16 protein-coding genes are annotated in these 14931 nt (G+C 68.8%); 8 read left to right on the top strand and 8 right to left on the bottom strand.

What is annotated here, in order from left to right:
- Nucleotides 1-54: 54 nt before the first annotated feature.
- Nucleotides 55-1995: a molecular chaperone DnaK gene (dnaK, locus tag ETO60_RS06725; RefSeq protein WP_130003958.1), complete on the bottom strand. Its 1941-nt coding sequence runs from the start codon at nucleotides 1993-1995 to the stop codon at nucleotides 55-57.
- A 164-nt stretch (nucleotides 1996-2159) separates the two neighbouring features.
- Here dnaK and ETO60_RS06720 point away from each other — a divergent pair, with 164 nt between their 5' ends.
- Nucleotides 2160-2645: a copper chaperone PCu(A)C gene (locus tag ETO60_RS06720; RefSeq protein WP_130003956.1), complete on the top strand. Its 486-nt coding sequence runs from the start codon at nucleotides 2160-2162 to the stop codon at nucleotides 2643-2645.
- A gap of 52 nt (nucleotides 2646-2697) precedes the next feature.
- Nucleotides 2698-3162 (top strand): vgr related protein, encoded by a 465-nt coding sequence (locus tag ETO60_RS06715; protein WP_130004641.1) that lies wholly within the window; start codon nucleotides 2698-2700, stop codon nucleotides 3160-3162.
- A gap of 30 nt (nucleotides 3163-3192) precedes the next feature.
- On the opposite strand, the gene ETO60_RS06710 is transcribed toward ETO60_RS06715, so the two are convergent.
- The 3 genes from ETO60_RS06710 to hrcA form a co-directional block, all read right to left on the bottom strand.
- The gene (locus ETO60_RS06710; RefSeq protein WP_130003954.1) at nucleotides 3193-3486 is read right to left on the bottom strand and encodes a glycine zipper domain-containing protein; all 294 of its coding nucleotides are present in this window, start codon (nucleotides 3484-3486) and stop codon (nucleotides 3193-3195) included.
- Nucleotides 3487-3565: 79 nt separating this feature from the next.
- Nucleotides 3566-4141, bottom strand: coding sequence for a nucleotide exchange factor GrpE (locus ETO60_RS06705; RefSeq protein WP_130003952.1), 576 nt, complete (start codon nucleotides 4139-4141; stop codon nucleotides 3566-3568).
- A 10-nt stretch (nucleotides 4142-4151) separates the two neighbouring features.
- A complete protein-coding gene (gene hrcA / locus ETO60_RS06700) occupies nucleotides 4152-5195 on the bottom strand; it encodes a heat-inducible transcriptional repressor HrcA (protein ID WP_130003950.1) in 1044 nt (347 codons plus the stop codon).
- Between the two features lie 175 nt (nucleotides 5196-5370).
- Between hrcA and rph the strand changes: the two genes are divergently transcribed.
- Genes rph through ETO60_RS06680 form a run of 4 tightly spaced genes read left to right on the top strand, consistent with a single transcriptional unit; the run spans nucleotide 5371 to nucleotide 8788 of the window.
- Nucleotides 5371-6087 (top strand): ribonuclease PH, encoded by a 717-nt coding sequence (gene rph, locus ETO60_RS06695; RefSeq protein ID WP_130004639.1) that lies wholly within the window; start codon nucleotides 5371-5373, stop codon nucleotides 6085-6087.
- On the top strand, nucleotides 6084-6713 hold the full coding sequence (rdgB, locus tag ETO60_RS06690; RefSeq protein WP_130003948.1) for an RdgB/HAM1 family non-canonical purine NTP pyrophosphatase: 630 nt from the start codon (nucleotides 6084-6086) through the stop codon (nucleotides 6711-6713). The genes rph and rdgB overlap by 4 nt, the downstream gene beginning before the upstream one ends.
- 12 nt (nucleotides 6714-6725) lie before the next feature.
- Nucleotides 6726-7886: a radical SAM family heme chaperone HemW gene (gene hemW, locus ETO60_RS06685; protein ID WP_130003946.1), complete on the top strand. Its 1161-nt coding sequence runs from the start codon at nucleotides 6726-6728 to the stop codon at nucleotides 7884-7886.
- A complete protein-coding gene (locus tag ETO60_RS06680) occupies nucleotides 7883-8788 on the top strand; it encodes a tyrosine-type recombinase/integrase (RefSeq protein ID WP_130003944.1) in 906 nt (301 codons plus the stop codon). Before hemW ends, ETO60_RS06680 begins: the two co-directional genes overlap by 4 nt.
- Here the strand turns inward: ETO60_RS06680 and ETO60_RS06675 are convergent.
- The 4 genes from ETO60_RS06675 to rsmI are packed head-to-tail and all read right to left on the bottom strand — an operon-like array spanning nucleotide 8785 to nucleotide 11671.
- Nucleotides 8785-9393 carry a DedA family protein gene (locus ETO60_RS06675; protein ID WP_130003942.1) on the bottom strand — a complete coding sequence of 203 codons (609 nt, stop codon included), beginning with the start codon at nucleotides 9391-9393 and terminating at the stop codon, nucleotides 8785-8787. The genes ETO60_RS06680 and ETO60_RS06675 overlap by 4 nt on opposite strands.
- Nucleotides 9394-9444: 51 nt before the next feature.
- Nucleotides 9445-10416, bottom strand: coding sequence for a glutathione synthase (gshB, locus tag ETO60_RS06670; protein ID WP_130003940.1), 972 nt, complete (start codon nucleotides 10414-10416; stop codon nucleotides 9445-9447).
- A gap of 26 nt (nucleotides 10417-10442) precedes the next feature.
- Entirely contained in the window at nucleotides 10443-10793 is a 351-nt protein-coding gene (locus tag ETO60_RS06665; protein WP_130003938.1) for a YraN family protein, read from the bottom strand.
- Complete coding sequence (gene rsmI / locus ETO60_RS06660; RefSeq protein ID WP_234026371.1) at nucleotides 10790-11671, bottom strand: 16S rRNA (cytidine(1402)-2'-O)-methyltransferase; 882 nt, start codon at nucleotides 11669-11671, stop codon at nucleotides 10790-10792. The genes ETO60_RS06665 and rsmI overlap by 4 nt, the downstream gene beginning before the upstream one ends.
- A gap of 38 nt (nucleotides 11672-11709) precedes the next feature.
- Between rsmI and ETO60_RS06655 the strand changes: the two genes are divergently transcribed.
- Nucleotides 11710-12876, top strand: coding sequence for a penicillin-binding protein activator (locus ETO60_RS06655; protein ID WP_199798842.1), 1167 nt, complete (start codon nucleotides 11710-11712; stop codon nucleotides 12874-12876).
- 58 nt (nucleotides 12877-12934) lie between these two features.
- Nucleotides 12935-14923 carry a DNA topoisomerase IV subunit B gene (gene parE / locus ETO60_RS06650; protein ID WP_130003935.1) on the top strand — a complete coding sequence of 663 codons (1989 nt, stop codon included), beginning with the start codon at nucleotides 12935-12937 and terminating at the stop codon, nucleotides 14921-14923.
- The last annotated feature ends 8 nt before the right edge of the window (nucleotides 14924-14931 follow it).

Genomic DNA, 14931 nt, shown 5'->3' with positions numbered 1-14931 from the left:
CGGCTGCCGCTGGCACTCACGCGCCAGCGGCGTCCGCACAGGAGAGGTTCCTGCTCAGTTCTTCTTGTCGTCGTCGACTTCGGAGAACTCGGCGTCCACGACACCATCGTCATGGCTGGCCGATCCCGAGCCGGAAGCCGCGCCGTCTCCGCCGGCGGCCGATGCCGAAGCAGCGGACTGCTCCTGCTCGTAGATCTGCTGCCCCATGCGCATGGCGACCTGCGTCAGTTCCTGCGCCTTGGCGTCGATCGCCGCAGCGTCGTCGCCTTCCAGCGCCGTCTTCACGTCGGCAATCTTGGCCTCGACCTCTGCCTTGAGACCGGCATCGATCTTGGCGCCATGCTCCTCAAGCTGCTTCTCGGTGGCGTGCACCAGGCTGTCGGCCTGATTGCGGCTTTCCGCCGCGGCGCGCCGCTTCTTGTCCTCTTCGGCGAACCGCTCCGCATCGCGGACCATCTGCTCAATGTCGGCATCCGACAGACCGCCGGACGCCTGAATCTTGATGGTCTGCTCCTTGCCGGTCCCCTTGTCCTTCGCCGACACGCTGACGATGCCGTTCGCGTCGATGTCGAACGTCACCTCAATCTGCGGCACTCCGCGCGGCGCCGGCGGAATGCCGATGAGGTCGAAATTGCCCAGCAGCTTGTTGTCGGCCGCCATTTCGCGCTCGCCCTGATAGACCTTGATGGTCACGGCGTTCTGGTTGTCTTCTGCGGTGGAGTAGACCTGGGTCTTCTTGGTCGGGATCGTCGTGTTGCGGTCGATCATCCGCGTGAACACGCCGCCGAGCGTCTCGATGCCGAGGGAGAGCGGCGTCACGTCGAGCAGCAGCACGTCCTTGACGTCACCCTGAAGCACGCCGGCCTGGATGGCAGCACCCATCGCCACGACCTCGTCAGGGTTCACGCCGGTGTGCGGCTTCTTGCCGAAGAACTGCTCCACGACCTCGCGCACCCGCGGCATGCGGGTCATGCCGCCGACCAGCACCACCTCGTCGATGGCGGCCTTGTCGATGCCGGCGTCGGCCAGCGCCTTGCGGCAGGGTTCCAGCGTGCGCTGGATCAACCCGTCGACGAGCTTTTCGAGCTGCGAGCGGGTGATCGTCTCCACCAGATGCAGCGGCGTGGAGGAGCCGCCCTCCATCCGTGCCGTGATGAACGGCAGGTTGATCTCGGTCTGCTGTGAACTGGACAGCTCGATCTTGGCCTTTTCCGCCGCTTCCTTGAGCCGCTGGAGCGCAAGACGGTCCTTGCGCAGGTCCATGTTCTCCTTCTTCTGGAACTGGTCGGCCAAATGCTCGACCAGCACGCTGTCGAAGTCCTCGCCGCCAAGGAAGGTGTCGCCGTTGGTCGACTTCACCTCGAACACGCCGTCACCGATCTCGAGGATCGAGACATCGAACGTGCCGCCGCCGAGGTCGTAGACCGCGATCGTCTTGCCGTCCTCCTTGTCGAGACCGTAGGCGAGCGCCGCCGCCGTCGGCTCGTTGATGATCCGCAGCACCTCGAGGCCGGCGATCTGCCCCGCGTCCTTGGTCGCCTGCCGCTGCGCGTCGTTGAAGTAGGCGGGAACCGTGATGACCGCTTGCGTCACCGACTCCCCGAGATAGGCCTCGGCCGTTTCCTTCATCTTCTGAAGGATGAAGGCCGAGATCTGGCTGGGCGAGTATTCTTCCCCGCCGGCCTTGACCCAGGCATCGCCGTTCTTGCCGCGCACGATCTGATACGGGACGAGTTCAGTGTCCTTCTTGGTCACCGGGTCGTCGAACCGCCGGCCGATCAGACGCTTCACCGCGAAGATGGTATTGTCCGGGTTCGTGACTGCCTGCCGCTTCGCCGGCTGGCCGATCAGACGCTCTCCGTCCTTGGTGAAAGCGACGATCGACGGAGTCGTGCGCGCGCCTTCGGAATTTTCCACGACCTTGGGCTTGCCGCCGTCCATGACTGCAACGCAGCTGTTGGTGGTCCCGAGGTCGATGCCGATTACCTTAGCCATCTAGTCCCCACTTGATCTTGTGATAGACGCGCCCCGCGTGCTGGATAACGGGTCCCCGTCCCGGTGCAGAACACGTGTCGGGGGGCGATATAAGCGGCGAATTTCGTGGCACAAGAGAGGCGCCCGGACTAGGAAGGCGCCTCGCGTGTCCAAGGAGGTGGTCGATGTTCCCCAAAGCAAGTTTGGCGACGCTGTTCCTGCTCGCGGCGTCCGTGCCGCTCGTCTCGTGCAACGAGGCTCAGCCGGCTGGCGAGGTGGCGAATGCGGGGCTCGAGATCACCAACGCCCGGCTGGTGCTGAACGCCGTGCAGGGCAATCCGGCCGCGGTCTACTTCGATGCCGTCAACCGCGACAGCCGGGCGGTGACGATCCGCGGCGCAAGCGTCGCCGGCGCCCAGTCGGCACAGCTGCACGAATATCAGGAATGGGATGGCCGCATGGTCATGGGCGAAATGGCGCCGCTGTCGCTCCAGCCGGGTGAAACCGTGTCGTTTGCACCGGGAGGGCGGCACGTCATGGTCTTTGGCCCTCCCGCCGATCTTCAACCCGGCGGAGAGGCTGACGTCACCCTGACGCTGCTCGGCAATCGCGCCGCGACCTTCAGAGCGGCCGTGCTCCCACCGGGCGGCGGAGATCACGCCGGTCACTGACATCGGCGTGGCTGAGCGGGTGGACGAGGCCGTGCCCTGTCCGGCCGGCGGCATGCGCGGCCTGACCGCCGGCGAGCGCGCGCTCGTGCGGCAGGTGTTCGGCGCAGCCATCGATGCGGACCAGGTCACCATCCGCCGGCGCAAATGGTTTCCCCTCCAGCCCGCCAATGTCACGATGGCGCCGTGCGGGCATCTGCACTTCCATCCCCGGTCGCGCGCGTATTGCGACGATTTCGGCACCGCGCCGCTCGCGCTTCAGGGGCATTTCATCCATGAACTCACCCATGTCTGGCAGGCGCAGACACGCGGCCGATGGTATCTGCCATTGCGCCGGATGCCGTGGGCGCCCTATTCCTACAGCCTGCGCCCCGGCTGGCCCCTCGAGCGTTACGGCATCGAGCAGCAGGCCGAGATCGTGCGCCACGCCTTCCTGCTGCGGCGTGGCAGCCGCCTGGCCGGCGTCGGCGAAGCGGCTGCCTATGATCAACTGGTGCGGTTCCCCGGCGCGACGCTGTGACCTCTTCGCGTCCGACCCGGAACGTCGGCGTCAGCGGCGCGGGTCGACCGGATAGCCGGCGGTGCCGAAGCAGTCGGCATCGAGATACCCGCGACTGTCATATCCGTCGCAGCGCCCGTTCTTGTCGACGAAATACCCGGCCAGGCCGCCCGCTGCGGCGCCGGCGAGCGCGTAGGACACGACGTTGCCACCCGTGACCGCCGCGATCCCCGCGCCGGCCGCGGCGCCAAGCCCCGCTCCTTCGACCGCGTAGTTCTGTGCACAGCCGCCAAGGCTGATGGTGGACAGCGCCAGTGCCGGCGCGAGCAGGATCTTGCTTGCCATGTTCTGTCTCCTCGTTCCCTGTCGCAACGAGGACGAGCTTGAACTCACTTGGTTCCTTCAGCCAGGCGCGGCGTCCGGCTCAGGGCTTGCGCGCCACCCCGACCATCGCCGGACGCAGCAACCGGTCCTTGATCATGAAGCCAGGCTGAAGCTCCCGCACAATGGTGCCCGGCTCGGCCTCCTCGTCATCGATCTCCAGCATGGCCTGGTGCTGGTTCGGGTCGAGGGGCAGGCCGACCGCGGCAATGCGGGTGATGCCGTGAAGCGCGAACACCTTGTCGAGCTCGCGCTGCGTCGCCTCGATGCCGGTCAGCAGGCTGGCGAGGCGCGCATCGGCGCGCAGCTCCTCGGGCACGGCGTCCAGCGCCCGGTTGAGATTGTCCGACACCGACAGGACGTCGCGGGCGAACGCGGTTGCGGCATAGGCTCGGGCGTCGCTGACATCCTTTTCCATGCGGCGGCGCAGGTTCTGCGTCTCGGCCCGCGCATAGAGAACGTCCTGGCGCGCCTGCTCGAGTTCGGCCTGCATGGCGGCGAGAGGATCGTCGTCGGGCGATCCTTCGTCCTGCGGGAGGTCGTTCGCGGGACGCCGGCTGTCTCCGGCAGGATCCAGGGTGGCATCCTCGGCGGGACGCCCATTCGCATCATCGGTCATCACGTGAATTTCACCCAATTCTTCTGCCCAGAGAGCGGGCGGTGAAGTCCACCATGGGCACAAGGCGACCGTAATTCAACCGGGTCGGACCGACCACTCCGAGCACGCCGATGATGCGGCCCTCGCGGTCGCGGTACGGAGACGCGATGACGGCCGAGCCGGTGAGCGCGAACAGCCGGTTTTCGGCGCCGATGAAGATTCGGGTCGCTTCGGCCTCGCGTGCCTGGTCGAGGAGGTCGGCGATGGCCTGCTTGTTCTCGAGATCGTCGAGCAGCTGCCGGACGCGGTCAAGGTCGGACAGCGCCGTCTCGTCGAGAAGCCGGGCCTGTCCGCGCACGATCAGCACCGGACGCGAGGCCGCATCATGGCTCCACTGCGCCAAGCCGCGCTCCACCAGATCGCGGGCGGCTTCGTCGAGCGCCGTGCGTCGGTCGCGCAGTTCCTCTTCCACAAGGCGCGCGGCAGCGCCCAGCGTGCGGCCGACGAGCCGCGCATTGATGTAGTTCGCCGCCTGTTCGAGGGCGGCGGGAGCCGCGGACGCCGGCAGGTCCAGCATGCGGTTCTCGATCTGCCCGTCCTCCCCGACCATGATGGCGAGCGCCCGCCCGCCGGAGAGCGGCACGAGGCTGAACTGGGCCAGCACCGTCTCGCGCCGCGGCACCATGACCATGCCCGCCGCCCCCGAAAGGTCGGAGAGGATCGCGCTGGCTTCCTCAAGCGCCTCGTCCACCTGCCGTGATTCCGACAGCCGCTCCTCGATCACCGCCTGCTCTCCGGGCGAGGGCATGCCCACGTTGAGCATGGCATCGACGAACAGGCGCAACCCGGCGGTCGTCGGCATGCGCCCGGCGCTCACATGCGGTGCGGCAAGCAGCCCCATCGCCTCGAGGTCGGCCAGCACCGAGCGGATCGAGGCCGGCGACAGGTTGATCCCGCCCTGGTCGGCCAGCAGGCGCGAGCCGACGGGATGCCCGCTGGCGAGGTAGGTTTCGACCACCTGACGGAAGATCGTCTGCGCTCGTTCGGTGAGGTCTGCAAGAGGGTGCGGCGCCATGGCATGCAATCTTAGTCTGCCGGGGCACCGGCGCAATCCGGCCCGGCGCGGGGACGGATCCGTGCACGAGACGCGCCTTGCGCTGCCCCCTCCCCATGCTCTAGCCGCAAATGGTGGGCTGCCGGCCGGACGTTTTCCTGCTTCGCACGGCCTGCCGCTTTCAAAGGAGATGACAATGCGGCCTTCCGGGCGCAGCTTCGACGAGATCCGGCCCATCGCCGTCGAAACCGGCTACACCATTCACGCGGAGGGTTCGTGCCTTTTCAGCATCGGCAACACGCGCGTTCTGTGCACCGCCAGCGTGGAGGAGCGCCTGCCGCCATGGCTGCGCGGCAGGAACCAGGGCTGGGTGACGGCCGAATACGCGATGCTGCCGCGCGCCACCCACACGCGTGGCCAGCGCGAAGCGGTCAAGGGCAAGCAGTCCGGCCGGACGCAGGAGATCCAGCGCCTGATCGGCCGGTCGCTGCGCGCGGTGGTTGATCTGGCCAAGCTCGGCGAGCGTCAGATCACGCTCGACTGCGATGTGCTGCAGGCGGATGGCGGGACGCGCACCGCAGCCATCAACGGGGCATGGATCGCGATGAGGATCGCCGTGGACGCGCTTCTTGCCCGCAAGGCGCTGGCCGAGGATCCGATCATCGGCCGGGTCGCGGCCGTGTCGGCAGGGATCGTGGGCGCGCACCCCGTGCTCGACCTGGACTACGAGGAGGATGCCACGGCCGACGCCGACGCCAATTTCGTGCTGATCGAAGGGGGAAAGATCGCCGAAGTGCAGGCGACGGCCGAAGGGGCGTGCTATGACGAGGAGGCGTTGCTACGCATGCTCCGCCTCGCCCGCATCGGCTGCGAGGAGATCTTCGTGCGGCAGCAGCAGGCGGTGCGGGGATGACGCCGCGCCTCGCCGCCGGTTCGCTGGTCATCGCGACGCACAACCGCGGCAAGCTGGCCGAAATCGACGCGCTGCTGCGGCCGTTCGGGATGCGTTGTCTGGCGGCGGGAGCCCTGGGGCTGCCCGAGCCTGAGGAGACGGGCACGACGTTCGTCCACAATGCGCTCATCAAGGCGCGGGCCGCGGCTCAAGCTGCGGGATTGCCGGCGCTCGCCGACGACAGCGGGCTGTGCGTCGACGCGCTGGACGGCCGGCCCGGCGTCTACACGGCCGACTGGGCGCAGCGTCAGTGGTTCGAAGGCCCGCCCGGGCGCGACTGGAACCTCGCGATGGGCAAGGTCGAGGGGCTGCTGCAGGGACTTGGCGCCGGCGCGTCGCGACGCGCGAGCTTCCGTTGCGTGCTCGCGATTGCGTGGCCCGACGGCTCGGACGTCGCCTATGAGGGGCGGGTCGACGGCGATCTCGTCTGGCCGCCGCGGGGACAGAACGGGTTCGGCTACGATCCGATGTTCGTGCCGGCCGGCCATGAGCAGACCTTCGGCGAAATGGCGCCGGACGCCAAACACTCCATGTCGCACCGCGCAGACGCGTTCGCGAAACTGTCGCGCGAGCAGTTCGGTCGCTAGGCGGGTTCCTCCATGGCGCAGGCGCTCTACATCCACTGGCCCTTCTGCCTCAGCAAATGCCCTTACTGTGACTTCAACAGCCACGTGCGGGACCGGGTCGACCAGGCCGCCTGGGCCGAGGCGCTGCTGACCGATCTGCGGCATGAACACGCCGTCGGCGGACAGGGGCCGCTGCGCAGCGTGTTCTTCGGCGGAGGCACGCCGAGCCTCATGCCGCCCAGTACGGTGGCGGCTCTGCTGAGCGAAGCCGAACGGCTGTGGGGCTTTGCGGAGAGAGTGGAGATCACGCTGGAGGCGAACCCGTCCAGCGTGGAGACGCGCGCCTTTGCGGAGCTTGAAGCGGCGGGGATCAACCGGCTGTCGGCCGGCATCCAGGCTCTTGACGAGGCCGCCCTCCGGCTGCTCGGGCGCGCGCACGGGCTTGCGGAAGCGCGGGCGGCTCTCGACGCCGCGTGCGCCCGGTTCGAGCGCGTGAGCTTTGACCTCATCTATGGCCGCCCGGGCCAGACCCTCGATGACTGGGCGGCCGAGCTGTCTGCGGCGTTTGCCTACGGGACCGAGCATCTCTCGCTCTACCAGCTGACCATCGAGCCGGGCACGCGGTTCGCCACGGATGCGAGGCGGGGCGTGCTCGTCATGCCCGACCCTGATCTTCAGGCCGATTTCTTCGCCCTGACCCGCCAGCTTGCGGCGGACGCCGGGCTGCGTCCTTACGAGATCAGCAACCATGCCCGCGCCGGATGCGAGAGCCGTCACAACCTCACCTACTGGCGCTACGAGGATTACCACGGCGTCGGACCCGGCGCGCACGGCCGCCGCGGCGGCGTGGCGACCGCGCGCCACCGGAAGCCCGAGAACTACCTCGCCGCGATCCGCAACAGCGGCCACGGCATCCAGGAAGAACGCCGGCTAATCATCGACGAGTGCGTAACCGAGGCGCTGCTCATGGGGCTCCGGCTGACCGAGGGTGTCGATTTGGGCCGCCTGCGCCGCCGCTTCGGAGCGGCTGTCGACGGTGCGCTCGACCACAGGCGGATGGCGCATCTGCAGACGCTCGGCCTTCTTCGGCACACCTGCGATCGCCTTTGGCTCACCGAGCAGGGGATGCCGCTGCTGGATGCGGTGCTTGGCGAGATCGTCCGGTGCGAGCCACAACGGACCGTGACTGCATGAACGCACAGCAGGCGGCGTTGCTGGAAAGATGGCGGCGGCATCTCGGCTCCGTTCTGCGCCGCTCGCCCCACACGGTGCGCGCCTATGCCGGCGTGGCAGAACGGCTGCTAGCCGGCTGCGGCGCAAGCGATGCCGCGGCGATCGCTGCACTCGGCGCCTCCGATCTCAGGATGCACCTTGCCCGGCGCCGGGAGGACGGGATCGGAAACGCCTCGGCCGCCCGCGAACTGTCGGCGATCCGGGCGTTCCTTGCCTTCTGCCGAAAGGAAGCCGGGCTTCCGCCCGCAAGCGAGACCCGCCTGCGTGCGCCGCGCGCCGCGCGCCGGCTCCCGCGCCCTCTGCCGGCAGAGGCGATGCCCGGACTTCTCGAGGCAGTGGACGCGGGCGCCAGCGCACCCTGGATCGCGGCGAGGGACCGGGCGGTTCTGCTTTTGCTCTACGGTGCTGGCCTGCGCGTGGCGGAAGCTCTGTCGCTGCGCGGCGCGGATGCGGCGGCGGGCGAAACCCTCATCCTGACCGGCAAGGGTGGGCGGCAGCGCGTCGTGCCGCTCCTGCCGGTCGTGCGCGAGGCGCTGGCCACGTACGCGCGGCTCTGCCCGTTCCCCCTGCCCCCTCACGCCCCTCTGTTCCGCGGCGCACAAGGCGGTCCACTTGACCCGCGGATCGTGCGACGTGTGCTGGCGGCGGCGAGGCCGGTGCTCGGCCTGCCGTCCAGTGCGACACCGCACGCGCTGCGCCACAGCTTTGCCTCGCATCTGCTCTCAAGGGGCGCGGACCTGCGCAGCCTTCAGGAACTGCTCGGTCACGCCTCGCTGTCCTCGACACAGATCTACACCGGAGTCGACGCCGAGCTGATGCTGAAGACCTACACAGCCGCGCATCCGCGCGAACGGCGCCGTTAGGGGCGCTGCGAACGGGGCTTCCAGGTGGCGAGGCGATAGAGATAGCCCGCCACGGCCAGCACGGCGATGGCGACGATCAGCCAGCCGATCAGATCCTCCGACCCCGGAAAATGACGCACGATCCAGCGGGTGCCGCCGATGAGCAGCGCATTCCACGTCGCCGCGCCGATGCTCGTGAAGATTACGAACTTGGTCACCGACATGTGCGACAGCCCGGCGGGAAGCGAGATCAGGGTGCGCATGACCGGGGTGGTGCGCAGGACCAGCACCAGCCAGTGACCCCACCGGCGGAAGAAGGCGCTCGCCTTTTCCACGTCCTCCCACTCCACGGTGAGCCACCTGCCGAAGCGGTTGATGAACGGCTCGAGCCGCTCGTACCCGTAGCGGTGCCCGACCCAGAACCAGAAGAAATTCCCCGCCAGCGTGCCGATGGTGCCCGCCGCGAGCACCGGCCAGAACTGCATCCGCCCTTCTTCGATGGCAAGCGCGGCGCTGCCCATGACCGCTTCCGAAGGCAGAGGCGGGATGATGTTCTCAAGCATCATCATCAGGGCAATGCCGACCAGCCCCAGCCGGTCGATCAGATCGACGACGAAGTCATGCATGAAGCGCGCGCTCTTTTTTCCGGCAGTGACACCTCGCCCCCTGCCACGCCGCTAGGTGCGGGCGCGACAGCGCGCCTCGATGCTGTCCCAGATCCGGCCAGCGGTGTCCGTGCCGTTGAAGCGGTCCACGGCCACGATGCCGGTCGGGGAGGTGACGTTGATTTCGGTCAGCCATCGGCCGCCGATGACATCGATCCCGACAAACAGCAATCCGCGGCGCCGCAGTTCCGGGCCGATGGCGGCGCAGATTTCGTGTTCGCGCTCCGTCAGAGCGGTGGCTTCGGCGCTTCCGCCCTGCGCCAGGTTCGAGCGGAACTCGCCCTCGCCGGGGCGGCGGTTGATGGCGCCCGCAAGTTCGCCGTCGACAAGGATGATCCGCTTGTCGCCCTGCCGCACCTCGGGAAGGAAGGGCTGCACCATGTGCGGTTCCGGCCACAGCTGGTCGAACACTTCGGACAGGGCGGCAAGGTTGGTGCCGTCCGCGTCGATCCGGAAGATCGCCTTGCCGCCATTGCCATGCAGGGGCTTGACCACGATCGCGCCGTGCCGGGCCTGGAAACGCCGGATCTCGGCCAGGCTGCGCGTCACCAGCGTCGGCGGCATGAAGTCCCTGAAGTTCAGCACGAACATTTTTTCCGGCGCATTGATGACTTCGCGCGGATCGTTGACGACCAGCGTGCGATCCTTGATCCGGTCGAGAAGCAGCGCCGCGCTGATGTAGCCGAGATCAAAAGGCGGATCCTGCCGCATCAGGACGACGTCGACATCCTCGCGCAGGTCGAGACGCTCGGGCGCCGCGGCGGTGAAATGGTCGCCGGGGCGGGCGCGCACCTCGACGGGCCGCGCCTCGACGTGAAGTGTTTCCCGCCCATCCCCGTCGCTCTCATAGGCGAGCGCGGCGGGCGCATAATGCCACAGCCGGTGCCCGCGCGCCTGCGCGGCAAGCATCAGGGCGAAGGTGGAGTCCCCGGCGATGTTGATGGACTCCAGCGGGTCCATCTGCACGGCCACACGCAAGCTCATGGTCAGCTATCCTTTCCCGGCGGCGCTCACGGCTGCCAGACATTGGCGAGATGTTGAGGCACGGTGTCCGGGCTGAGCAGAAGCACGTCGATGCTCAGGTCGTCGCCCGGCTGGAGGTACTCGGCCGCGACCGCCTCCGCCGCCGCCGCCACGCGCATCAGGCGGCGCTCGTCGATGGCCTCGCCAAGCCGGCGCGCCTGCCGCCGCCACTTCACCTCCACGCACGCGACCAGCCCCGGTCGGCGGATGACCAGATCGATCTCGCCAACCGGCGTGCGGCGCCGGACCGCCAGCACCGACCATCCCCGCGCGAGGAAGTATGCCGTCGCCGCCGCCTCGGCGTCGCGGCCCGCCCTTTCCGCAGCACGCCGCGTCATCCGCCGGTCAGGGTCCGCGCCCGCGCGTACAGTTCGCGCCGGTCCAGACCCGTCGCGCGCGCCACCTCCGCTGCCGCCTTGGACGGCTTGGACCGTCCGAGCGCCTCGCGCAGGAGGTCGTCGGCGTCCGCCAGCGCGACAGGCCGGTCCACCGGCGGACCGGCCAGCAGCACGATCTCACCCCGGGGCGGATGCTCGGCAAAATGCGCCAGAAGTTCGGCGGCCGAACCCGTGCGGCATTCCTCGTGCAGCTTGGTCAGTTCGCGGCAGACGGCGCAGGCGCGGTCCGGCCACAGTTCGGCCAGCTGCGACAGCGACCGCAGCAGCCGCGGCGCGGTTTCGTAGAAGACCACCGTGGCCCGGACAGACTGCAATTCGCGCAGCACCTCCGCGCGCGCGGCCTCCTTCGCTGGCAGGAAACCGGCAAAAAGGAAGCGGTCGGTCGGCAGTCCGGCGATCGACAGCGCCGCCATGGCCGCAGCGGGGCCGGGCACGGCAAACACCGGCAGGCCCCGACGGCGCGCCTCCCGCACCAGCCGGAAGCCGGGATCGGAGATCAGCGGGGTTCCCGCGTCGCTGACCAGCGCGACCGCGCCGGTGCGGGCGCGATTGAGCACGGTGTCGAGAACCGCCTCGCCGGCATGATCGTCGAGGCGCTGCAACGGCCGGGACACGCCAAGGTGCTGCAGCAGGCGGCCGGTCACGCGCGTGTCCTCGCAGGCGACAAGCTCGCAGTGTGAGAGCACGTCCACGGCGCGCAGAGTGATGTCGCGCAGATTGCCAATCGGTGTCGCGACAATGTAAAGCCCTGGCGCCAGCGGGCCGGACATCGCGTCCCCGCGCTGGCGCTCGGCAGAAGGATCGCGACGATGGCTCATGCGCCTCACCATGAACAGCTTGTCCGGGAGCGGCAAGCGTGAAGGCGCGCAGCACGGCCCGGGCGGTCACCCGGCGAACGGTCGTCCTCGCGGCGTCGCTGCTGGCGGCCGGGTGCGCCGTCGTTCCCCGCACGTCCGTTCCCGCTCCGGCCGAACGGGCGCCGGTGCCGCTGCCCAGTGCCAGCGTGCTGCCCTCGGACCAGGGGCGCCACCGGATCGCGCTGCTGGTGCCCTTGTCCGGCCCGGAGGCTGGGGTGGGACAGGCGCTGGTGAATGCCACGCAGATGGCGACCATCGACACGGGCGCGCAGACCCTGCGGATCACCAGCTACGACACCGCGGCCGAGGGAGGCGCAGCCGCGGCGGCCAGCACCGCGCTGCAGGATGGCAATGTCCTGATCCTTGGTCCGCTGTTCGGGGATGAAGTCGGCCCGGTCGTCTCTGTCGCGCGGTCGCGCGACGTGCCGGTGATCAGCTTTTCGAACGATGCCGCGCGCGGGGGCACCGGAGCGTTCATCATGGGCACCGGACCGGAGCAGTCGGTCGAGCGTTCGGTTCGCTGGGCGCGCCAGCAGGGCACGACAAGCTTCGCGGCCCTCGTTCCCGAAGGCGAATACGGCGAACGCGCCGAGGCTGCCTTCCGCAGCAGCGTGGCGGCTGCCGGCGGGACGCTGACAGGCGTCGAGCGTTTCGCCCGCAACAACACCTCCATCGTCAGCGCGGCCCGGCGCCTGCGGAGCGCGAACCGTCTGCAGGCCGTGTTCATCGCCGACACGCCGGAGCGGGCCGGACGTGCGTCCCGTGAGCTGGGAACGGGCGTGCAGATCATCGGCAACGAGCTGTGGTCCGGCGATGCGAGCGTCGCCAACAATCCCGCGCTGCGCGGCGCCATCTTCTCGGCCGTGTCGGACGCGCGCTACCGGCAGTTTGTCGACAGCTACCGGGCGCGATTCGGTGCCGCGCCCTATCGCATTGCGACGCTCGGCTACGACGCCGTGCTGCTGGCGCTGGCGGTGGGCGACGACTGGCGGTTCGGCCGCCCCTTTCCTCAGCGCAGCCTTGCCGATCCCGCCGGTTTCCTCGGCCTGGACGGCGCCTTCCGCTTCGACCGTCGCGGCACCGCGCAGCGCATGCTCGAGGTAAGACAGGTGCGCGCCGGGCAAGTGACTGTCGTCGACCCCGCACCGGCCCGCTTCGCGAACTGAGGCAGCCACCCCTGCCCCCCTTGCACCACCCGTCCCTGCCCGCGATAGGACGGCGGCGATGACCGACGACCTGTTCGACAAGCTGCCGCTCGAGAGCGGCGATTACGACGCTTCTGCCATCGAGGTGCTCGAGGGGCTGGAGCCGGTCCGCCGGCGGCCGGGCATGTACATCGGCGGGACGGATGACCGCGCGCTGCATCACCTTGCCGCCGAGGTGCTCGACAACGCCATGGACGAGGCCGTCGCCGGCCACGCCACCCGCATCGAGGTGCGTCTCGAACCGGACAACACCCTGGTGATCTCCGACAACGGCCGCGGCATTCCGGTCGGAGAGCATCCGCGTTACCCCGGCAAGTCGGCGCTGGAAGTCATTCTGTGCACACTGCATTCGGGCGGCAAGTTTTCCGGCAAGGCCTACGCGACCAGCGGCGGCCTGCACGGCGTCGGGATCAGCGTCGTCAACGCCCTGTCGCAGCACACACGGGTGGAGGTTGCACGCGACCGGCAGCTTTATGTGCAGCAGTTCAGCCGCGGGCTGCCGCTCGCCCCGCTCGAGCAGACCGGTGCGGCGCCGAACCGGCGCGGGACGACGATCACCTTCACGCCCGACCCGGAAATCTTCGGCGACCGGCGGTTCAGCGCCAAGCGCCTGTTCCGCCTCGCCCGGTCCAAGGCCTATCTGTTCGCCGGCGTCGAGATCCGCTGGCGCTGCACGCCCGAGGCTGCGGGCGACGGCGTGCCGGAGGAGGCGACCTTTCGCTTTCCCGGCGGGCTGGCGGATCACCTCGCGGAACAGCTCGACGGCCGGGCCTGCGTCACCGCCGAACCGTTCGCCGGCACGCAGGACTTTCCCGAAGAAGACGGACAGCCTCAGGGGCGGGTCGAGTGGGCGATCGCCTGGCCGCTCTATTCGGACGGCGCGACGAGCTGGTATTGCAACACCATTCCGACGCCCGATGGCGGAACGCACGAGCAGGGACTGCGCGCGGGGCTGGTGAAGGGATTGCGGGCGTTCGCGGAGTTGATCGGACAGCGCAAGGCCCGCGACCTGACGGCTGACGACGTGATGAACGGTGCCGAGGTGATGCTCTCGGTGTTCATCCGTGATCCGTCCTTCCAGTCGCAGACCAAGGACCGGCTGACCTCGCCCGAGGCCGCGCGGCTGGTCGAAGGCGCCATCCGCGACCATTTCGACCACTTCCTCACCGACAATCCCGACCGCGGAAAGGCCCTGCTCGGACAGGTGCTGGAGCGGATGGACGAACGGCTTCGCCGCAAGGCCGAGCGCGAGATCAAGCGCAAGACGGCGACGAGCGGACGCAAGCTGCGCCTGCCCGGCAAGCTGACCGACTGCACCGGCGAAGGCGGCGGCGACACCGAACTGTTCATCGTCGAAGGCGACTCGGCGGGCGGCAGCGCCAAGCAGGCACGCGACCGCCGCACCCAGGCCATCCTGCCCATCCGGGGCAAGATCCTGAACGTCGCCTCCGCCACCCGCGACAAGATTGCGGCCAACAGCGAGATCGCCGATCTGGTGCTGGCGCTGGGATGCGGAACGCGCAAGGACTGCGATCCGCAGGCGCTTCGTTACGACCGCATCATCATCATGACCGATGCCGACGTCGACGGCGCGCACATCGCCACCCTGCTGATGACCTTCTTCTTTCAGGAGATGCCGGATCTCGTGCGGCAGGGACATCTCTACCTCGCCCAGCCGCCGCTCTACCGCCTCACTAGCGGCAAGGACAGCCGCTATGCGCGCGACGACGAACACCGCGCCCAACTCGAGCGCACGGTGTTCCGCAACCGCAAGGTCGAGGTGGCCCGCTTCAAGGGGCTGGGCGAGATGAACCCGCAACAGCTCCGCGAAACGACGATGGATCCGGCCACCCGCAGCCTCATCCGCATCACCCTGCCGCCGGAATACGAGCAGCAGGCCGGTGTGCGGGAACTGGTGGATCAGCTCATGGGCCGCAATCCCGAACACCGCTTCAACTTCATTCAGAACCGCGCAGGGGACGTGGACCGCGACCTGATCGACGCCTGAAAGCCAAG

It is taken from the genome of Qipengyuania thermophila (genome assembly GCF_004153605.1).
GTDB lineage: Bacteria > Pseudomonadota > Alphaproteobacteria > Sphingomonadales > Sphingomonadaceae > Qipengyuania_B > Qipengyuania_B thermophila.
Note: the sequence above shows the minus strand (reverse complement) of the source record. Positions and strands in the feature narration are given on the sequence as shown.